The organism is Micromonospora sp. NPDC006766 (genome assembly GCF_040636055.1).
Classification (GTDB): Bacteria; Actinomycetota; Actinomycetes; order Mycobacteriales; family Micromonosporaceae; genus Micromonospora.
The window spans coordinates 94,744-112,055 of the sequence record NZ_JBEYIX010000001.1; the positions used below are offsets into that span (position 1 = coordinate 94,744).

At 69.8% G+C, this 17,312-nt stretch carries 30 protein-coding genes; 29 read left to right on the top strand and 1 reads right to left on the bottom strand.

Features of this window, described 5'->3' with window-relative positions:
* Positions 1 to 175 precede the first annotated feature (175 nt).
* Complete coding sequence (locus tag ABZ671_RS00600) at positions 176 to 448, bottom strand: hypothetical protein (protein WP_357848974.1); 273 nt, start codon at positions 446 to 448, stop codon at positions 176 to 178.
* 270 nt (positions 449 to 718) lie between these two features.
* Here ABZ671_RS00600 and ABZ671_RS00605 point away from each other — a divergent pair, with 270 nt between their 5' ends.
* The 29 genes from ABZ671_RS00605 to terL all read left to right on the top strand — a co-directional run bounded on the left by ABZ671_RS00605 (position 719) and on the right by terL (position 17,311).
* Complete coding sequence (locus tag ABZ671_RS00605) at positions 719 to 1,954, top strand: hypothetical protein (RefSeq protein WP_357848977.1); 1,236 nt, start codon at positions 719 to 721, stop codon at positions 1,952 to 1,954.
* Entirely contained in the window at positions 1,951 to 3,327 is a 1,377-nt protein-coding gene (locus ABZ671_RS00610; RefSeq protein ID WP_357848981.1) for a DnaB-like helicase C-terminal domain-containing protein, read from the top strand. Before ABZ671_RS00605 ends, ABZ671_RS00610 begins: the two co-directional genes overlap by 4 nt.
* Positions 3,328 to 3,341: 14 nt before the next feature.
* Positions 3,342 to 4,061 carry a DnaB-like helicase C-terminal domain-containing protein gene (locus ABZ671_RS00615; RefSeq protein WP_357848984.1) on the top strand — a complete coding sequence of 240 codons (720 nt, stop codon included), beginning with the start codon at positions 3,342 to 3,344 and terminating at the stop codon, positions 4,059 to 4,061.
* Complete coding sequence (locus tag ABZ671_RS00620) at positions 4,058 to 4,456, top strand: hypothetical protein (protein WP_357848987.1); 399 nt, start codon at positions 4,058 to 4,060, stop codon at positions 4,454 to 4,456. Before ABZ671_RS00615 ends, ABZ671_RS00620 begins: the two co-directional genes overlap by 4 nt.
* Positions 4,456 to 4,650 (top strand): hypothetical protein, encoded by a 195-nt coding sequence (locus ABZ671_RS00625; protein ID WP_357848990.1) that lies wholly within the window; start codon positions 4,456 to 4,458, stop codon positions 4,648 to 4,650. The genes ABZ671_RS00620 and ABZ671_RS00625 overlap by 1 nt, the downstream gene beginning before the upstream one ends.
* Positions 4,647 to 5,012, top strand: coding sequence for a hypothetical protein (locus tag ABZ671_RS00630; protein ID WP_357848993.1), 366 nt, complete (start codon positions 4,647 to 4,649; stop codon positions 5,010 to 5,012). The genes ABZ671_RS00625 and ABZ671_RS00630 overlap by 4 nt, the downstream gene beginning before the upstream one ends.
* 104 nt (positions 5,013 to 5,116) lie before the next feature.
* On the top strand, positions 5,117 to 5,275 hold the full coding sequence (locus ABZ671_RS00635) for a hypothetical protein (RefSeq protein ID WP_357848996.1): 159 nt from the start codon (positions 5,117 to 5,119) through the stop codon (positions 5,273 to 5,275).
* On the top strand, positions 5,272 to 5,736 hold the full coding sequence (locus tag ABZ671_RS00640) for a hypothetical protein (RefSeq protein ID WP_357848999.1): 465 nt from the start codon (positions 5,272 to 5,274) through the stop codon (positions 5,734 to 5,736). The genes ABZ671_RS00635 and ABZ671_RS00640 overlap by 4 nt, the downstream gene beginning before the upstream one ends.
* Complete coding sequence (locus ABZ671_RS00645) at positions 5,733 to 6,143, top strand: hypothetical protein (RefSeq protein ID WP_357849002.1); 411 nt, start codon at positions 5,733 to 5,735, stop codon at positions 6,141 to 6,143. Before ABZ671_RS00640 ends, ABZ671_RS00645 begins: the two co-directional genes overlap by 4 nt.
* Positions 6,140 to 6,913 (top strand): hypothetical protein, encoded by a 774-nt coding sequence (locus ABZ671_RS00650; protein ID WP_357849005.1) that lies wholly within the window; start codon positions 6,140 to 6,142, stop codon positions 6,911 to 6,913. Before ABZ671_RS00645 ends, ABZ671_RS00650 begins: the two co-directional genes overlap by 4 nt.
* Positions 6,906 to 7,757, top strand: a complete 852-nt coding sequence (locus tag ABZ671_RS00655; RefSeq protein ID WP_357849008.1) for a hypothetical protein — start codon at positions 6,906 to 6,908, stop codon at positions 7,755 to 7,757. Before ABZ671_RS00650 ends, ABZ671_RS00655 begins: the two co-directional genes overlap by 8 nt.
* The gene (locus ABZ671_RS00660; RefSeq protein WP_357849011.1) at positions 7,754 to 7,891 is read left to right on the top strand and encodes a hypothetical protein; all 138 of its coding nucleotides are present in this window, start codon (positions 7,754 to 7,756) and stop codon (positions 7,889 to 7,891) included. Before ABZ671_RS00655 ends, ABZ671_RS00660 begins: the two co-directional genes overlap by 4 nt.
* A gap of 44 nt (positions 7,892 to 7,935) precedes the next feature.
* A complete protein-coding gene (locus ABZ671_RS00665) occupies positions 7,936 to 8,712 on the top strand; it encodes a hypothetical protein (protein ID WP_357849014.1) in 777 nt (258 codons plus the stop codon).
* A gap of 3 nt (positions 8,713 to 8,715) precedes the next feature.
* The gene (locus ABZ671_RS00670) at positions 8,716 to 8,904 is read left to right on the top strand and encodes a hypothetical protein (RefSeq protein ID WP_357849018.1); all 189 of its coding nucleotides are present in this window, start codon (positions 8,716 to 8,718) and stop codon (positions 8,902 to 8,904) included.
* Positions 8,905 to 8,906: 2 nt separating this feature from the next.
* Positions 8,907 to 9,110, top strand: coding sequence for a hypothetical protein (locus ABZ671_RS00675; protein ID WP_357849021.1), 204 nt, complete (start codon positions 8,907 to 8,909; stop codon positions 9,108 to 9,110).
* A complete protein-coding gene (locus tag ABZ671_RS00680) occupies positions 9,107 to 9,436 on the top strand; it encodes a hypothetical protein (RefSeq protein ID WP_357849024.1) in 330 nt (109 codons plus the stop codon). The genes ABZ671_RS00675 and ABZ671_RS00680 overlap by 4 nt, the downstream gene beginning before the upstream one ends.
* The gene (locus ABZ671_RS00685; RefSeq protein WP_357849027.1) at positions 9,433 to 9,741 is read left to right on the top strand and encodes a hypothetical protein; all 309 of its coding nucleotides are present in this window, start codon (positions 9,433 to 9,435) and stop codon (positions 9,739 to 9,741) included. Before ABZ671_RS00680 ends, ABZ671_RS00685 begins: the two co-directional genes overlap by 4 nt.
* A complete protein-coding gene (locus ABZ671_RS00690) occupies positions 9,734 to 10,759 on the top strand; it encodes a hypothetical protein (protein ID WP_357849030.1) in 1,026 nt (341 codons plus the stop codon). The genes ABZ671_RS00685 and ABZ671_RS00690 overlap by 8 nt, the downstream gene beginning before the upstream one ends.
* Positions 10,756 to 11,028 (top strand): hypothetical protein, encoded by a 273-nt coding sequence (locus ABZ671_RS00695; RefSeq protein ID WP_357849033.1) that lies wholly within the window; start codon positions 10,756 to 10,758, stop codon positions 11,026 to 11,028. The genes ABZ671_RS00690 and ABZ671_RS00695 overlap by 4 nt, the downstream gene beginning before the upstream one ends.
* Positions 11,025 to 11,336 carry a hypothetical protein gene (locus ABZ671_RS00700; protein WP_357849037.1) on the top strand — a complete coding sequence of 104 codons (312 nt, stop codon included), beginning with the start codon at positions 11,025 to 11,027 and terminating at the stop codon, positions 11,334 to 11,336. Before ABZ671_RS00695 ends, ABZ671_RS00700 begins: the two co-directional genes overlap by 4 nt.
* Entirely contained in the window at positions 11,333 to 11,788 is a 456-nt protein-coding gene (locus ABZ671_RS00705; RefSeq protein ID WP_357849040.1) for a DUF6221 family protein, read from the top strand. Before ABZ671_RS00700 ends, ABZ671_RS00705 begins: the two co-directional genes overlap by 4 nt.
* Positions 11,785 to 12,141 carry a hypothetical protein gene (locus ABZ671_RS00710; RefSeq protein ID WP_357849043.1) on the top strand — a complete coding sequence of 119 codons (357 nt, stop codon included), beginning with the start codon at positions 11,785 to 11,787 and terminating at the stop codon, positions 12,139 to 12,141. The genes ABZ671_RS00705 and ABZ671_RS00710 overlap by 4 nt, the downstream gene beginning before the upstream one ends.
* Positions 12,138 to 12,305: a hypothetical protein gene (locus ABZ671_RS00715; RefSeq protein WP_357849046.1), complete on the top strand. Its 168-nt coding sequence runs from the start codon at positions 12,138 to 12,140 to the stop codon at positions 12,303 to 12,305. The genes ABZ671_RS00710 and ABZ671_RS00715 overlap by 4 nt, the downstream gene beginning before the upstream one ends.
* A 17-nt stretch (positions 12,306 to 12,322) precedes the next feature.
* Positions 12,323 to 12,688 carry a hypothetical protein gene (locus ABZ671_RS00720; RefSeq protein WP_357849049.1) on the top strand — a complete coding sequence of 122 codons (366 nt, stop codon included), beginning with the start codon at positions 12,323 to 12,325 and terminating at the stop codon, positions 12,686 to 12,688.
* Positions 12,689 to 12,811: 123 nt separating this feature from the next.
* Positions 12,812 to 13,624: a hypothetical protein gene (locus ABZ671_RS00725; protein ID WP_357849052.1), complete on the top strand. Its 813-nt coding sequence runs from the start codon at positions 12,812 to 12,814 to the stop codon at positions 13,622 to 13,624.
* The gene (locus tag ABZ671_RS00730) at positions 13,621 to 14,022 is read left to right on the top strand and encodes a hypothetical protein (RefSeq protein WP_357849055.1); all 402 of its coding nucleotides are present in this window, start codon (positions 13,621 to 13,623) and stop codon (positions 14,020 to 14,022) included. The genes ABZ671_RS00725 and ABZ671_RS00730 overlap by 4 nt, the downstream gene beginning before the upstream one ends.
* Positions 14,023 to 14,439: 417 nt before the next feature.
* Positions 14,440 to 14,877, top strand: a complete 438-nt coding sequence (locus ABZ671_RS00735) for a hypothetical protein (protein WP_357849058.1) — start codon at positions 14,440 to 14,442, stop codon at positions 14,875 to 14,877.
* Between the two features lie 99 nt (positions 14,878 to 14,976).
* Complete coding sequence (locus tag ABZ671_RS00740) at positions 14,977 to 15,915, top strand: HNH endonuclease (RefSeq protein WP_357849062.1); 939 nt, start codon at positions 14,977 to 14,979, stop codon at positions 15,913 to 15,915.
* Positions 15,800 to 17,311 carry a phage terminase large subunit gene (gene terL / locus ABZ671_RS00745; RefSeq protein ID WP_357850569.1) on the top strand — a complete coding sequence of 504 codons (1,512 nt, stop codon included), beginning with the start codon at positions 15,800 to 15,802 and terminating at the stop codon, positions 17,309 to 17,311. Before ABZ671_RS00740 ends, terL begins: the two co-directional genes overlap by 116 nt.
* Position 17,312: the final 1 nt, after the last annotated feature.

The window sequence follows — 17,312 nt, forward strand, 5'->3', positions numbered from 1 at the left end:
TGCGTGAGCCGCCGCTGGCGAAGCCGTGCGGGGCCGGGGTGACCGCGTGCGGGATGTTGCCGGCCCGCCTGTACCCGTGCGGGTGGCGGTGCGAGCGGCACGCCCCGGTGGCGACAGCAGGACAACCCGGCACCGTGGCGGGGCCGGGCGAGGCCGGTGAAGCAGCGTGAGGCGGCTAGTCGGTGGCGGTGTTCTTCTTCGGCTTGACCCAGCCGTCAAGCTCGTTGGCCTCGGCGAAGAGGCGGCCCAGGTGTTCCCGGGAGTACCCGGCCCGGCGTGCGGCCTCGGCGATCGACAGGCCGCCGTGGCGGATCGCCTCGATGGCGTCCGCGACCAGCTTGTCCCGCAGTTCGGCCAAGCGGTCCTCGGTCTGGTTGTACTCGCGCGCCGTCGCGTCGAGCGCCCGGGACTGGGGCGTCTCGACGACCTTGCGATGCGAGCGCGGCATGGGCCGGATTCTTGCACGTTCGGTGTCGCGATCCAAGCCTGCGACACGGCGTCGCGCTTGGCTGGTGATCTGAGCTATCGGCGTCATACAGTGATCCTACCTCACTACATGGTGTAGGGTTATCCCGGGACGATCGAGTCCCTACCAGCACAAACAGCACCACCGAACGGAGCACAACGTGGCCAACCCGCGCACCACCGACCCGGCACAGGCCGGCGTCACCACGGCCGCGTCTGCCCCCCGCCACAGCCGGAAGGAGGCGCGGGTCTGATGGGCTGGGGGCGGATGGACGATGGGTTCGACGACCACCCGAAGGTCGTCGCCATGCTCGACCGTGACGACCCGATGGTTGCGGGATTCGCGATCGGCCTCTGGACGCTCGCCTGGACATGGGCCCACCGGAACACCCGGAAGAAGGGCAAGACCCCGGGGCTGATCCCGCCAGGCTTGCCCCGCCGCTGGTTCGGTCCGGCGTTCCGCGAAGGGGCCGAGATCCTTGTGGCTCACGGGCTGTGGGACGAACACGAATCCGGCGGATGGATGATCCACGACTTCGCCGACTACCTGCCGACCGAGGGGACCCGTGAAGCCAGGTCGGAGGCGGGGAAGCGGGGCGCTGCCGCTCGGTGGGGGAAGCGGGACGACGTCGAGGATGTCCGTTCCGTCCCCGAACTGGATGGCAATTTGCCATCGGTTTGCCATGACGATGATGGCAACGGCGAGGCAAGCGATGGCTCACACGCGCCCGCGCGCCGGGACCCCACACCCACCCCCACACCCACCCCCGAAGAAGAACCAACCCCACCCGCGCCGGCCAAGCCGGCGGCAGGCAACCATCTCAACCCCCACCCCGCCGTGCCCGGCTGGCTCACCGACCAGAAACCCACCCGACCCGCCAAAGGCACCCAACCCGGCCTGTTCGGCACCGCCGAGGTCCGACTGACCGAACGGCAGGAAATCATCGACGGCTGGCTACGCCTCAACGGCTACCCCGCCGACACCCCGTTCGTGAAGGCCGTCGCCAAGCTCGCCCAGCAGGCATTCCCCGGCAAGCCCACCAACTACTTCCGGGGCATCGCCGGCCCCGACGGGTCCGGGTTCGGCACCTTCGCCGAACAGGTCCGCAAGGAACACGGAGAGACCACCGACGCGGCAATCCGCAAGCTCGAAGCCACGGAACCCGCCTGCGAGCACGGCACCCTCGCCGGCCGCGCCCCACACCCCACCCACAAACACCTGATTTGCCCGCGCTGCCGAGCCGGGATTCCGGCGCCCGCCGACGAACCCACCACCCACCCGGACGTGGCCGCCGCCCTCGCCGCCTACCGGGCCGGCTGGTCCGGCCCGCCGCTGGCGACCACCGCCCTGCTCGTCGTCACCCAGCAGGCCGAAGCGCTCCGCGCCGCCGGGGTGCCCGCCGCCCAACTCGCTGACCTCGCCCACACCGCCGCCAAGACGGGGGTCGGGCTGCTTGCCGCCGCAACACGGAAGGACCACGCCGCATGATGACCACCGACGCCGACGCCCCAACCGTCGACCAAGCCGACCAGGCGCAGTCGTTCAACGTCGAGGCCGAACAGATCGTCATCGGCTGCCTGCTCATCGCCGGGGACGGCCCCAGCCCCGACGTGTGGATCGACCGGGTCAAAGACATCCTGAACCCCGACGACTTCTACCGGCCCCACCACACCGAGATCTATCAGGCGATCCTGGGCCAGCACGAGACCCGGCAGCCCTTCGGCCCAGCGGCGGTCGCCCACCGACTCGCCGAACAGAAACGGCTCGCCAAAGTTGGCGGTGGCCCGTACCTGCACACCTGCATCGCCAAGGCCCCCAACGTCGGCCAGATCGACTACTACCGGGACCTGGTCATCGAGTGCGCCCGCCGCCGTAGCTTGCAGGAGGGCGGGGTCAAGCTCACCCACGCTGCCGCGACCGGGATGAGCGCCGACCGGCTCGCCGAACTGGCGATGGAGTTGGCGCAGAAGGCTCAGGCCCGCAACACCGGCCGCGCCCCCGACCTGGTCACCCTCGGCTCACTCATCAACCCGGCGCTCGACGACATCAAGGGCCGGCAGGCCAAGCCGAAGGGCATCCCCACCGGCTACGAAGAACTCGACAAGATGACCGGCGGGATGCGCCGCAAGGAACTGACCTTGCTCGCCGGTGCGACCGGCATGGGCAAAAGCATCGCCCTGGTCGACATCTGCCGACAGGTCGCGATCAGGCTCGGGCTGACGGTCGCCCTGTTCACCTTGGAGATGTCCAAGGAGGAAGTGTTCGACCGGGTCCTGTCCGCCGAGTCCGGGGTACCGCACCACCTCATCCGCGACGGCCTGCCGGAAGACGCCCCCGAGTGGTCGCGGATCGACGCCCGGATCGGCCGAATGGCCAACGCCCCGTTCTACGTGTCGGACCGGTCGCCTATGCGGATGGCCGACATCGAGCGGTGCTGCCACCAGTTGATGCGAACCCCCGCCGGCCTGGACCTGGTCGCGATCGACCACCTGCACCTCGTGCACCCGTCCAGCCCCCGGATCACCGACCCGAACCAGAAGATCGCCGACGTGTCGACGTCCGCGAAGGGCCTGGCGATGTCCACGGACCTGCCGGTGATCGCCGCCGCCCAGTTCAACCGGGCCCCGGCGGCGCGGATGGACAAGACGCCGCAGCTTACGGACCTACGGGGCGCGGCGAACCTCGAACAGGACGCCAACCGGATCATCCTCGTTCACCGGCCCGACTACTACGACCACGACTCCCCCCGACGGGGCGAAGTCGACCTCATCTTGGCGAAAGACCGGTCCGGGGCTACCGGTGTCGTCACCCTCGCCGCGCAGCTCTACCTGTCTCGCTTCCAGAACATGGCCACCCTCTGAAAGGGGCTACCACCGTGACCACGACTGATCTGATCCCCACCGGCCTGCCGGCCGTGGACGCCCTGCTCGGCGGTGGCCTGCCCATCGGCCGGCTGACTCTCGTCTCCGGCCGCTCGCAGTCCGGCATGACCACCATGCTCGACACCATCGCCTGCCAGGCAATCCGGCAGCAAACCCCGACCGTCCTGGCGGACCTCGAAAGCCCCACCCGGGTACGGATGACGCGCCTATCCGCTGCCCTGTCCGGCGTGCCGTTCACCGACATCCGCGACGACAGCCTCACCGCCGAGCAGCGGGCGGCCATCCGGACCGGTGACCGTCCTGGCGCACCATTCTGGTTCGCCGACGACGTACGGACGATCGATGACCTGAGCTGGCAGCTCGGCGTCGACGGCATCGCCGCCCGACTCGCGCTGGTCGACGGGACTCGGCTACTACTCGACGGCGGCATGCCCCGGATCATGCTCGGGCTCGACAAGCTGGCCGCCTCCGCGAACGTCGCCGTGGTCGCAACGCTTCCTGTGCACTGGCTCCCGGATTTCCCGGACGGTGACCTGCCAGTGTCGGCGATGTGGGCGGCGGGTGCGGTGCTGTGGTTGCACCGCCGCCACTCGGACGAGGCAACGGTCACGGTGACCGGTACTGGCCCGCTCGCCTCCGGTTCCGCGACGATCGCCGCGGACTTCACCCGCGCCCGGTTCCTCCCCCTCACCACAGACCCGGTGACGTCGTGAACTCCTGCATCGATTGGTACGGGCGGGACTTCCTCGTCCGCGATGCCCTCGCCCGGGGCGGGGTGTTGGTGTCGCAGACCGAGGCCCGGATGCTCGACGGCAGTGTGGTCGACGTGCCGGCGCACTGCGGCCACGACCAGGCCGACTGCCCGCCCACGCCGGTAGTCGCGGGTGAGCCGGTGTGCTGCGACGAACCGATGATCCACAACAGCTTCACGGGGCTCTACGAGTGCGCAGAGGCGTACTTCCATCTGCTGGACGACGGCGTACTCGGCGACCCGCCGGACCTGTCCGACACCGACGTCATGGACGACTACCAACGTGAGCGGTACGCGCATTGGAAGACCACCCGGATTTCGGACGCGGCGGTCGTTCTCGCGGAACGGGTCGGCTGATGGCGATCACCCTGGTTGTCGCGTTGTCGTGTGACCGGTGCGGGGAACGGTACCCAGTGCGGGACGCGGCGTTGGCGAACGCCGGCAAGGTCCGTGAGGCCGCCGAGCGGGCCGGCTGGCAGGTCGTCGGCCCCGGCTCCCGCACCGACCGATGCCCCACCCACCACACCCGGTCGAAGGTGGCAGCCGCGTGACGTACCTCGACCTCGCGTACCGCATCGCCACCGGCATCGCCCACACATGGATGTTCTCTGGCCTCGGTATCGCGTTCTTCAAGCGGCGCGGCTGGCAGGTTCCGCCCATCTGGCGGCATGTGTTTCACGAGCTGCGCCCGTTCTACCTGCCAGCGGTCATGGCCGTCCCGGTCATCCAGTCACTACATGACACCACCTCCACCCTGACATGGATAAACCTGGCTCTCTCCGTGTGGAACTGGTGGTGGCTGCGGAAGATCGACGATGACGACGACCGGTGGAAGCGCCGCCGGAAGCGGCTGACCGAGCGGGTGTCCGTACTCGACGGCCGACTCGTCCTCGTCCCGGGCGGGGCGTCATGACCACGCCAGCTCTGAGCCCTACGCAGGTCGTGTCGTTGTGGCGTTGCACGACCTGCGGGAAGTGGTCACACGCGAAGCGCCACCCGAGGCAGCACCAGCGGTGGGTGATCACCGGCACTGAGACCGTCACCGAGATGGAGAACTGGGACACCGGCGCGTACATCGACGTCGAGGTCCCCACCGGCGAGTTCCAGACCTGCGGCCCGTTCGAGGAATGGACCGCCGCCCCCGCCACTGCCCGCCCCGAAGGAGGACCCGCATGACCAGTAGCCTCGCCGCCCAGATCGCGGACCGGCTCCGCACCCACCAATGGCGCTCCGACCCGAAGTTCCCGTTGCTGCACGAGCCGTCGGCGCACGCCAACCATCAATACAACTCCGACTGTGCGATCTGCCAGAACGACCTCGCCAAGATCGCAGCAGTCGTCGCCGAGGTGGCCCGCGAAACCATCACCGCCGAGATCGCCGCCGTCCTGCGTATCGCCGCCGACGGGCGGCGCGAGTACGCCAAGAACGCCCCAGCAGACTCGGCCGCCGCGCTACAGCAGGAAGCCGCCACGCTGGACAGTGCGGCCCGGGTTGCCTCCGGTGACATGGCCCCCATGTTCGGGTGGTTGCCGTCATGGTGGTGGACCGGTGCGGTGGTCAGCCGCATGGGCGTCCCGGTCGCCGACCAGCTCACGGCGATCACCCAGCCGGCACCGGCGGACGGGGATGACCGGTGAAGCGCCGCACCCTGGCCGCCGCCCCGCAACCGAAAGGCACACCGATGACCGACAACCTCGGCAGCCTCCGCGACCAGTTGCGTGACCTGATCGCCACACGCATCCACGCCGCCGACTGCGGCTGTACCGACTTCCGACCCGACGGCAGTGACGCCGACGACGTCTACTACCGCCGGCTGGCCGACTCCGTGATGGACATGTTCGACGGCGAGATCACCGAGTTGTGGCAGGTGATCGGGGTCAGCGAAGAGTTCAGCGACGAGGAGTGGGCCTCCTACCCGAAGACGCGGGAGAAGGCGTTGGCGTACGCGCGGGAGGCCAACACCCAGCCCGGCACCAAAGCGCAGGCGTACCGGCTGTTCGAGCTGCGCACCACACCCGAACCGATCAAGGAGGCACATCGATGACCGACACCATCCACCAACTGATCAACCGGGTCGCCCCCGAGTACGGGCACGCCCGGGTCAAAGCCGCCGCCGATGCTCTCGTCCGGCTCCGCACACAGGCCCCGAACCTCGACGAGCTGGACGCCGACGAACAGCGGTTCTGGCTGCGGGACGCCCGCGCCGCCATCGACGCCGCCGGCCTGGCCGGCCTGATGCGCGAACTGAGCCAGGCCCGGCACATGGAGCGAGTAGCCGACCGGCACGCCCTCGCCGCCGAGAAGGACGCCGCCCAGATGGCCGCGGCCCTCGCCAACCGGGACGCGACGATCGCCACCCTGACCGCTCAGGACACCGCCCGCGCCGTCGAGGCGTACGACCTCGAAACCCGGCTCGCCGAGGCTCAAACCCTGATCGGGGAAACCGGGCAGCCCGGCTGGGACAACGTCACCCGGGCCGAGGCGATCCGGCAGGCCGAAGCGTTCCACACGGCGATGCTGCGGTGGGCCGCCGACCACAACGACCGCCGCGCCGAGCGGGACAGCGCGTTGGATGTGCTCCGCCGGCTGGCCGCTGCCGTCACCGACGAGAACGCGCCGCCGGAGGTGCTGGCCGGTGTGCTGGCGGAGGCCCGGCAGGTCGGAGGCCGCCCCCCGCAGGCCGGTGACCGGCTGGTCGACGGCGGCCAGATGGGCACCCTCACCACCTGCGACACCTGCTCCGGGCTCGGGCTGCTGCACCAGCTCGACGAGCCGGCCACGCTCACCACCGAGGAGCCCCGCACCAATGGCTGACTGCACCCACGCCATCTGCCTGCCGCACGGCAGGTGCCGTATCGACGCTTGGGGCAACCGCGGCGACGACTGCGGTCACTGCACCCTGCTGCCGTCCGTGAACGGCTGGTCCCGGGCCGTCCAGTCCCGCTGCCCCGTGCACGGCACGCCCGCCGTCCGTCCCGGCCAGGACACCGGCCGCGTCCGCGACCTGACACAGCTCGCCCAGTTCCGCAAGGGCGTCATCGACCGGCACCGCGCCGAAGCCGAAGCCGCCGGACGGGTGGTTGATGCCACCCGCACGGCGGTGGAACAGCTCGGCAGGATGCTCGGCCCACGGGACGCCGCCCGGCCCGTGGTCGACCGGCTCGCCGCCACGATCGCCGCCTTTGACACCCCCGGCGGCCTCACCGACCCGGTCGATGAGCGGCAGCCGCGCCCCACCCCGCACCTTGACGCGGTCACCGCCGAACGGGACCGCCTCCGCGACGCAACCGACGGACTCGTCCTCACCCTCGCCGAGGTGATCGGCGTGTTCCGCGAACCGGGTGCCGTCTCGGTGTCGCCCGCCATCGTTGACCGTTGGCGTCGGGCACTTCACGAGGCCGAAGAGGCGCGCACCCAGGCGACGGGAGACCCGATCGCTGAGGCCACCCGTTGGCGGGTCGCCCTCCCCGCCGGTGTGCTCAAAGGCATCAGCGAGGCCGACGCACGGCGGATCGCCGCCGAACACCAGGTCAGGCCGGAACGGTCGCGGGTGCGCCTGTACGCGGACGGCAAGGAGGAACTGGGCCAGTGGTCGCCCGCCAACGTCGCCCGCCGACCGGAGTCGCCTTCCACACCGCCGCCGGAGGGCAACCGGTGACCGACCCCGACACCGACGACGACCTGTTGGTTACCGACCGGGAGTGGCTGGCGATCCGCCTCCGCCACGTTGTGCCCCGGCTCATCCGCCGCCGCCACACCCGCACCTACGTCCGAACCCGCTGGTGGCGATAGCCGCCGTGTCCGAGCCCCGCCCTATCCCTACCCAGGAGGAACACATGCCCCCCGTCAGCCAAGCTCCCGCCTGCTCGCACGGCTACACCGTCCACCGGGGCAAGCACCCGACCGGCCAGCCGTGCACCGACACCACCACCACGTCCAACCCGCCGGCCGCCGCCGGCTGGCGACCCGCCAGCCCCGCCGATCTCACCCATGACATGAACGAAAGTCGGTCCGCGTTCCGCACGGCGCTGGTTTCCCTCGGCATCAAGCCCGCCGACGCGACCCATGCCGCCGACCTGTTCGCGGCAGTTGTCCCCAAGACGCTGGCCAGACTGGCGCCGGAGGAACTGACCGCCGCGACCGCCCGCGCCGAGAAAGCCGAGCGGGAGCGAGACCAGGCCCGCGCCGAGCTGGCACGGCTTTACGCCGATGGCCGAGTGCTGGAAATGTCCTGGCCATCGCTGCGGCACCGCCACATGTCCAAGCAGCCGCAGGCCCGCCCCGGTTCCGCGACGCACTGCGCGCACGAGCCGGCCGACGACGCCGCCCTAGGCGAGCCCGCCGGCTACGAGATAACCGCCCGCCGCCTCCACCATGGGCCAAGCGGACTCACCACCGGCGTCGTTGTCGCCTCAGCCGTCAGTACCCGACCGACGCTCGCGGAGGCGGTTGACGAGCTGCGGCGCATCGTCGGCCCGGCCGAGCAGGTGGAGGGCTGCGACTGCGAGTCGTACGTCTGCACCGGCCAGTGCTGCGGAGTCGGCAACTGCTCGTGCACGCCCGGGTTCACTGAGGCTGTCGCCGCCCGGCGGGCCGAGCAGGCGGAGGACTGACAGGTGTCCCACCGCGTTCAGCTTGCCGTCGAGTACGCCGACCATCAGCGCCGCTACTACCCGGCCAACCGCGGCTGGCGGGTCGACGCCGCGTTCCGCTGCCTGGTGATCGGCCGCGACCTGCCCCGCACCTACATCCCCCTCGACAACGTCCTGTCCTTCGACGTTGAGCGCTACCCGGAAGGAGCCTGACCGTGGCCAACGCCCCGGCGAAGACCGCCGCCCACAAGCCGCAGACCGGCGGGAAGACCGGCGAACTGCCGGGCCGCTGCCGGATCGGCACCGCCTGCTACGGGGACGCCCCACCCGAGGCGCTGCGGCTGAGGCGGGTCCCCCGCGACGGGGTGATCATGCTGATCCTGTGCTGCGCCGAGTGCACGGAACGGAACGCGACATGACCTGGCGGGTAACGATCACCCCAGACGCCGGCTGGGACGGCATCGCCATCCAGATCGGCCGCCGGATGGGCGAAGGCCATACCCAGCAACTCCGGTTCGAGCAGACCGCAGACGAGGTCCGTCCCGCCGGCACGGACATGCCGCAGGCGTCGATGAAACTCACCGACGACCTGGCCATGGCGCTGCTCGACGCCCTCGCCGACCACTACGGCAACACCACCGGTGGCCGGCAGCAGCGCGCCGACTACGAACACGAACGGGCACGGGTAGACCGGCTCATCGGCATCGTGGACCGGGCGCTCACGGCCACCTGGCAGCAGCGGTGACCACGCCGCTGCTGCCAGGCCCGGCCCCGGCGTACTGCCGTGGCTGCCACACCGTAGTGCCGACCGGCCGCCTCTACGGGGGATACGGGGAGAAGTGCGCGCGTAAGCGCGGCCTCATCCCGACCCGGCGGCGCATCCGGCGGGTCAGGGTCACCACCCCGCGCGCCACTCCCGGCCCAACCCTGCTGGACCTGCTCGACAGGGAGGACAACGAACCCAACATGAACGACGAAATCACCCAGTGCCACGATCGGATAGACGAAATCCCGGGCCGACACCACCGGAAGGCAACACACGGTGACTGACATCCTTACCGGCATCGACCGGGCCATCGACGGACTCTGCCCCTGCGGCGCCCCACCCCGCCCCGGCTCCGCATACTGCGGCCCGGACTGCGAACCCACCCACTACGGCCCGCACACCGGGCACAGCGCGATGCGGTGGCGGCCTGACCTGGTCACCGCCGCCGCCGGCACCGGCCTCACCAGCCTCGGCGGGCGGGTCCGCTCCGGCCGCTTCTGGCGGGAGATGTTCCAACACGACGGCACCGACAGCATGCACCTGCGTGTGGACGACGGGCACCGGTTTGTCGGCGCTGATCTGGCCGCAGACGCCGATCACGACCAGGCCAACGCCCTGTGGCTGCGGCTCGAACGGGAGCTGACTAACCCGGCCAACACCGCACCGGAGGGCGGGACCGGCCACCCGAGGGTGGACCCGGTCGAGAGACCCCGCGAGATTTACCAGCGCGTCGCAGCGCAAGCCCGGCCCGGGATCCCGAACTGGGAACGCCGGTGCCGTGCCTGCGGACGGCACGGCGAACCGATGGACGCCCGCCGTTTCGCCGACCCCCGTCCCAACTTCAGGAGGTTTTGGACTGCCGCCGGAGTGGTGGATTCCCTCGTCGAGGTGGAGGTCTGCCAGGTGTGCCCGCACTGCCGCGAGCCCTACCCCGGGCCGGTGCTGCACATGAGCATCGGGATCGTCGACCGGCGTTCCGGCCGGGAGTGGCACTACCGGCTGACCGCCTACGTCGGTGACCGCAAGTACGGGCAGGTGATCGTGGTGTCGGAATCCGAGTTGGAGGCCGCCTACGACCCCGCGGAGCGCCTACGCCGGAAGTGGGACCGCATGGAGGAACAACTGCTCCGCGCAATCATGCCGCCCCCACCGCCCTCCCCGGCCCGCCTGCGGGTTACCCCGCCCGGCACCGCCCCAGACGACCGGTTTGCGTGGCGCGAGGTCGGCTACACCCCCCGGGACGGGCTAACCCCCGATCCGGGCCACGCCACCGGCTACTACACAACGACGGAGCGGCCATGAGCACCAGCATCACCATCAAGATTGAGGACCACATCCCCACCATCTTCGGCAGGGTCACCCAGCCGACCCGAACCGTGATCGCCGTCACCCGGGACACTAAGGGTGCAGCCATCCTCGCCGCACTGGCGGCGATGGCCGCCGCCAACAAGGACGACATCGTCCGGGCGTGGGACGAGCTGCGCGCCCAGGTCGAACCGTTGCTGGCCGCCGCCGAAGCCGCGCAGGCCGAGACCGCGCAGGCCGAACCCGACGCGGCGGCGACCCCGTGAGCTGGGAGCCGAAACCGCTGGCCGACCTGTTCGCCATCCCCGTCCACGTCGACCCGACCGTGCCCGCCGGGGCGGCCGTGTTCGACCTCGACGGCGAGGACCCCCGGCACATCACCCGCATCCGCGTCCACCACCAGGACAAGGCCATGGGCGACTGGTTAACCAGCGAGCAGGTGGAGCAGGTCCGCGACCACTACCGGGCGATGGACGAACGCGCCTCCCGGGCGTTGGTCGACTACCGGCGGCTCGTCGCCCGGTTCGCCACCGACCGTAAGCCCAGCAACCGCAGCGCATGGAGGTCAGCGTGACCCTGGTGACGTGGCTGCTCCAGGAGATCGACACCGCCGAGGCGAGCACCCGCGAGCTGCTCTACTGGGCGCAGCAGACGATCTTGACCCTGAAAGATCCGAAGTTGCTGGGCAAGTACATCCCCGGCTGGCACGACTGGCCGAAAGTCGAGGAGGCGTGCCACCAGCGCCTCGCCGAACTGAAATCCGATCGGCTGATCCTTGCCGAGCACGCCCCGGAGTGGCAGACGGTCGAGTGGCCGCACGATCAGAACGGCAGGGGTGAGGCGCAGGTCTGCCGACGCTGCCAGAACGCCGAGCACACCGACTGGAACCCGGCTGTCGGGCAAGCCGATGTCCTGCCAGAGGGCTTCGTCGCGCCCTACGTCCTTGCACCGTGCCAGACGCTGCGCCTGCTGGCCTCGCCGCTCGCCGGCCGGCCCGGCTACCGCACCGAGTGGCGGCCGGCGTGACCCGGCACCACCAGCCACCCGCCGTCCGGGGAGCGGACTACGGCCAGCCCAGCCCGGCCTGGATTGTCCTCGGCACCCCCGTCGGCAACGGGCAGGTCGCCGTGTACGCCTCCAAGGATCTCTCCGGCGCGGAACTCACCCGCGAGGAAGACCCGTTCGAAACCATGCTGGGCGGCCTGCCGCCGTACCACCACGCCGGCCCGCACCGGATCGAACTCACCGTCGGCATGCACCGATACACCGTGGTCGTCGCCGACACCTACGAGCAGGCGTTCCACCGGCTGTTCGCCACCTGGTCACCCGAACCGGAACGGCCCGCGCTCCCCACACAGCCGCAGGGGCCGCTGTCGTGACCAGCACCCCGGACACCCGTCTGCCCTGCCCCGCCTGCGGCGTACCGGTCGCCCGGCTCCGCAAAAGCTGCGGCATCGTCGCCGCCTACCCCTGCACCCACTGGCTCACCCCAGACCAGGCCGCCGCCATGATGCGGCGGTGGCGTGACGCCAACCCGCAGTAACCCCCGAAGGAGACCCGATGTCCCTTGTTGAGCACGCCCGCCGCGAGCTGGAACTGTGCGGCCAGTTCGCCGAGGACCCCGCGTACGCCCAGTCAATCATCGCCGCGGTGGCCGCATTCGCCTCATACGGTCACTCTGGTGGCTCCGCCGGGATCGCCATTCACCAGCTGACCACCCTGCTTCAGCACGGCAACCTGTCACCGCTGACAGATGACCCCGACGAGTGGCATGACGTCTCCGAAATGTCCGGCCATGCGCTGTGGCAGAACCGCCGCAACTCGGAGGCGTTCAGCACGGACGGCGGCAAGACCTTCTACCTGCTCAGCGAACGCGACGGGGACAACCGGCCTGTGCACACCAGCCGATCCCGTACGGCCGCCTGAAAAACGGCGGTGCCGGGCAGGCCCCCCGACCCGCCCGGCACCCGAACGATCCCCCCGAACCCCCATGGTCTAGGTGATCACCGCCCAGAGTAGCCGCACGCTGCCCCGCAGGAGATCAACCCCATGACCGACACCACCCGCCCCTGCATCTCCGACACCCACTGCAAGGGCTACGACCGCACCACCCGGCAACCCGCATGGACCGGCAGCCACCGCGACCCCTACTGCGACCCGTGCCTCGCCGCCGCCAGCCGCGACCTCGGCACCCTGCTGTACGACTGGCTCGACCTCGAACAGCAGCAGATGCCCACCCTGTCGCAGGCCCCGTCCGGGCAGCCCAACCGCCACCGCGACCCGCCCATGCCCCTGCGCGGCGCACCGGAGGCGTTGCAGCGGGAAATCCACCACGCCCTCACCACCTGGGAAACCGAGGTCCGCGCCGTCTGCCGGCTCGCCGACCTGCCGGCGCTCACCCGCCAAGGCCCGGCCGTCCAACGCGCCATCACCATCCTGCGGCCCCGTATCCGGCTCCTCGCCGCCCTACCCGCCACCGACGTGTACCCGACCGGGTGTGAGGACCAGCCCACCGCGGTCACCGGCTGGGAGGCCGTTCAACACCTGCAACGCCTGCGGGCACGCGCACGGGCCATGCTCGGCTGGACCCACCGTTCCCGCTGGGTGCCCGGCGACTGCTGGGCGTGTGACGGCCGGGACACCGACGACCTCGACGGACCGTTGTACCGGGCCGAACCCCGCTACGAGGGCGACGAGTCGCTGGTGTTCTGCGACCGCTGCCAGCAGCACCGGTCGGAGGCCGACTACGACACGTATCTGCTCACCCTGCGCTGGCCGGGCGCCCCCGACCCCGCCGATGAGCAGGCCGACAACCCTGAGCAGGCCGGGGACACCCCGCAGCCGGCGGAGACCACCCCGTGATTCCCGACTACGACAAGCAGACCAACCCGCGCTGGCCCAACCACCTCGACGGGCCCACCCAACGCGCCCGCCGCGTCGCCGGCATGTACCGGGCGCACCTACGCGCCGCCCGCCCCGACCTGAGCGACCAGGCCGACGAGACCGCCGCCAGCTTCGGCGAGACATGGATGCTCGAACGCCCGGAGATCATCGAACCTGACCGGGAGTTGACGACCGCCGAAGCTGCCGCCCTGGTCAACGTCACCCCCCGCACCATCCGCGACTGGGCGTGCCTCGACCGCCGCGACGGGGAGGGGAAGGTGCTCCCCCGGTTCGGGAAACGCGGCCGGGAAACCGTCTACCTCGCGGGGAAAGTCCTCGAAGCCGCCGCCCTCATCCGCGCCCGACACACCCGATAACCGACCCCGGCTTGCACCGACGTGACGCCGCCCGTTACATTCGCGCTGAATCCGTCTGCCCAAATCCCGCCTGACCTGCCGGTTCGGCGGTTCACCCAAACTTCTTACAGGCCCGCCCGACCCCACGGTCCGGCGGGCCTTCGCCTGTCTCTGCCCACGACCCACCTCCCCGGGCGGGCCGGGGCCTCTGGTCGCAACGCCCAAGCGAGACGGACCTCTTCAACGAAACGAACCTCTATGGCGAACCCAAATCCCAACACCACCGGCCGCGACAATGCGCCTAGGTGCAGCAAGCTGCGGCAGCGCGACCGCCAGCCCTGCCGAGCCTTCGCCGTCCGGGGCACCGAACCGCCTGCCTGCCGCAAGCACATGGGTAGGGCCGTTGTGGCGATACGTGCCGAAGAAGCAGTCCGGAGCGTGGTCGTCAACTGGGGGCTCGGCGACACGCATGTAGATCCGGGTGAGCTGCTGCTAAGGCTCGTGTCGCAGTCCGCCGCCCGTGCTGCCGCTTACGCCGCCGAACTGGAAAGCATCGTTGCCGAGAAGGATGGCAAGCTGCGGAAGGCGCTCACCGGCGACACCTACACGGTCACCGCCGAAGGTGACCCGGTGAAGACCGGCGAGTATGTCCGAGCTATTGCGAAGCTGGAAGCCGACGAGCGCGACCGGGCTGCGAACTTCGCCGCGAAGGCGGTTGCGGCGGGCATTGCCGAGCGGCAGGTGCGGCTTGCCGAACGGCAGGGCGCGATGTTGGCCGAGGTGATTCGCCGGATCTTGGGCGATCTCAACCTGACGCCGGAGCAGTCGGCGCGGGTGTCTGAGGTGGTTCCGCGCCACCTGCGGGCGGTCGCGTAAGGCGCTGACCTGGTAAAATCGGACAGACATAACGAATAGGGCCCGGCGGGTGCGCTAACACCCCCGGGCTGTGGCCGACCTGATGGAAGCAGGATCGACATGGCGAAGCGTACCCGCAGGTGCGTGGATTGCAAGACGGACATCAGCAACCGGGGCAACAAGTCGACCCGGTGCAAGCCGTGCCAAGCGGCGCTTAGGGATCAGCGTGAGCGCTTGGACCCCAGTCGCGCTCGCTGCATTGACGACGATGGCACATGCTCCCCGTCTCGACTGAAGCGCGGACGCTGCTCGCGCCACTACTACACGGCGCGGCGAGACAACGGATGGCAGATCCCCCAACAGCCTCGCGCCTGCGCCGCTTGCGGCGTGGTCTTTACCCCGGTGCGCAGTGACGCTGTCTGCTGTTCGTCAGAGTGCAACTGGCGTAAGCAGGACGCACGACGGCGGGCGGTCCTGCCTGCACGCAGTTGCACCACGTGCAGGGCTTGGTATGCCCCGCGACGCTCAGACCAGAAGTACTGCGGGACGGATTGCATCCCCAACCCACGTGTTAGGGCTCATCGCAAATGGGCGCAGGCGAACCCGGGGAAATTCTCGAACGCCTGCAATCGGCGCCGGGTCCGGCTTGAGGCCAACCCGTTCAGCGTCGGGGTCTCCGATAGAGACTGGCGACGCTTGGTTAACCGGTACGGCGGCCGATGCGCGTACTGCGGAGACAAGCCTGACCGCGTCGCGATGGACCACGTTGTTCCGCTGGCCCGGGGCGGCCGTCACGCCATCGGCAACGTGCTGCCCGCCTGCCTGGAGTGCAACTCGGCGAAGCGTGACCTTCTGCTGGCTGACTTTCGCCGCAGGGAGGTTGTGAACGCACCTCGGCGGCGTGCTGCGAAGAAACGACTCGCGGAACGCTTCGGAGGTGAACGTGGCGTCGCCGGCCGCCATCGCTTCGAACAACTCGCCTTGGGAATTCGCTGCGAGCCTGTTCGAAGGGCGTCCCCGCAGGTGGGCGTCACCGCTGGACATGGCGCAGGATCTTGATCGGACGATCGTTCGGACGCCAGCCCTCAACCTGATCAACGACACGTTGGTGAAGCTTGCCGACGGCACGATCGACCGGCTGATGGTCAGCATGCCACCGCAGGAAGCGAAGTCCACCACGATCTCGCGGTGGTTCCCAGCGTGGGTTCTCAGTCAGGTCGACGCCTCTACTCGCTGTATCATGATCTCGTATGCCGACGAGATCGCCAGGCGGTGGGGCGCTGAGGTTAAGCGCGACTTCGAGACGTTCACCGGCGACGACGGGGGGCCTGACCTCGGGGTGCGACTGCGGTCGGATTCCCGCGCTGCGGGGCGATGGCAGGTGGACGGCAACCGGGGTGGGATGTTCGCTGCGGGCGTGGCTGGTTCAAGTACCGGCCGCGCCTGCGACCTCATGATCATCGATGACCCAATTAAGGATCTCGAACAAGCGCAGTCCCTCACCTACCGCGAACGGTTCCAGCGCTTCTGGCAAGGCGTAGCAATCCCCCGCCTCGGGCCAGACGCCCGCGTGGTTCTGGTGCAAACCAGATGGCACGAAGAAGACGCTGCCGGGTGGCTGTTGCAGCACGAGGGCCGCAAGGAAAACGGCGGACGCTGGACGGTCATTAACATCCCCGCACAGGCCGAGGACGGCGTGCCGGACCCGCTCGGTCGTCGGCCCGGCGAGTACATGATCTCAGCGCGCGGCAACCGCGACTGGGAAGGCATCAAGCGGTCTGTTGGCCCGTACGTGTGGGCTGCCCTCTATATGGGTCGTCCCGCCCCTGCCGAGGGTGGCCTGTTCAAACGGCTTTGGTGGCGCTACTACACCCGTTTCGGGGACCGCATCACCCTCGGCACCCAAACCGCGGACCTGCGGGATTGCTGGCGGTTCGCGACGATCGACCTGGCCAACTCCACCCGCACCTCAGCCGACTACACCGTTATTGCCGCGTGGGCGCGCACCATCTCCGGCGACCTCGTGTTGTTGGACATGGTGCGGGCGAAGATCGGCGGCGAGCGGCACTTCGAGCACGCCCGACCCCTGGTGGAGCGGTGGCGGTTGGACACCATCTTTGTGGAGGGGTCGCAGTACGGGACGACGCTGGTGCGGGAGGCCGCCAACTCGGGAGTGCCGATCACCGCGATTCAAGCCGAGACGGACAAGTTCTCCCGTGCCCTGCCGTACTCGGCGTGGGTAGCGTCCGGGCGGGCATGGCTACCTGCCGGCGCGTCATGGCTCGACGTTTGGCTAGCTGAGCACGCCTCGTTCCCGGCCGCCGCGCATGACGACATGGTTGACACGGGGAGCCTCGCGACCAGGGTGGCGATCACCCAGCCCGCCCCGCCGCCGCCGGTTCCGCCGCCACCGCCGGACCCGGACGACATCGACTGGAACAAAGTCGAACTGTAGG

Bases quoted from the DNA above. Each gene is read 5' to 3' on its own strand.
- ABZ671_RS00640 (WP_357848999.1), top strand. From the start codon at position 5,272: ATGACCAGTAGCCTCGCCGCCCAGATCGCGGACCGGCTCCGCACCCAC.
- ABZ671_RS00665 (WP_357849014.1), top strand. From the start codon at position 7,936: ATGCCCCCCGTCAGCCAAGCTCCCGCCTGCTCGCACGGCTACACCGTC.
- ABZ671_RS00680 (WP_357849024.1), top strand. From the start codon at position 9,107: ATGACCTGGCGGGTAACGATCACCCCAGACGCCGGCTGGGACGGCATC.
- ABZ671_RS00650 (WP_357849005.1), top strand. From the start codon at position 6,140: ATGACCGACACCATCCACCAACTGATCAACCGGGTCGCCCCCGAGTAC.
- ABZ671_RS00695 (WP_357849033.1), top strand. From the start codon at position 10,756: ATGAGCACCAGCATCACCATCAAGATTGAGGACCACATCCCCACCATC.
- ABZ671_RS00605 (WP_357848977.1), top strand. From the start codon at position 719: ATGGGCTGGGGGCGGATGGACGATGGGTTCGACGACCACCCGAAGGTC.
- ABZ671_RS00720 (WP_357849049.1), top strand. From the start codon at position 12,323: ATGTCCCTTGTTGAGCACGCCCGCCGCGAGCTGGAACTGTGCGGCCAG.
- ABZ671_RS00655 (WP_357849008.1), top strand. From the start codon at position 6,906: ATGGCTGACTGCACCCACGCCATCTGCCTGCCGCACGGCAGGTGCCGT.
- ABZ671_RS00600 (WP_357848974.1), bottom strand. From the start codon at position 448: ATGCCGCGCTCGCATCGCAAGGTCGTCGAGACGCCCCAGTCCCGGGCG.
- ABZ671_RS00610 (WP_357848981.1), top strand. From the start codon at position 1,951: ATGATGACCACCGACGCCGACGCCCCAACCGTCGACCAAGCCGACCAG.
- ABZ671_RS00740 (WP_357849062.1), top strand. From the start codon at position 14,977: ATGGCGAAGCGTACCCGCAGGTGCGTGGATTGCAAGACGGACATCAGC.
- ABZ671_RS00625 (WP_357848990.1), top strand. From the start codon at position 4,456: ATGGCGATCACCCTGGTTGTCGCGTTGTCGTGTGACCGGTGCGGGGAA.
- ABZ671_RS00725 (WP_357849052.1), top strand. From the start codon at position 12,812: ATGACCGACACCACCCGCCCCTGCATCTCCGACACCCACTGCAAGGGC.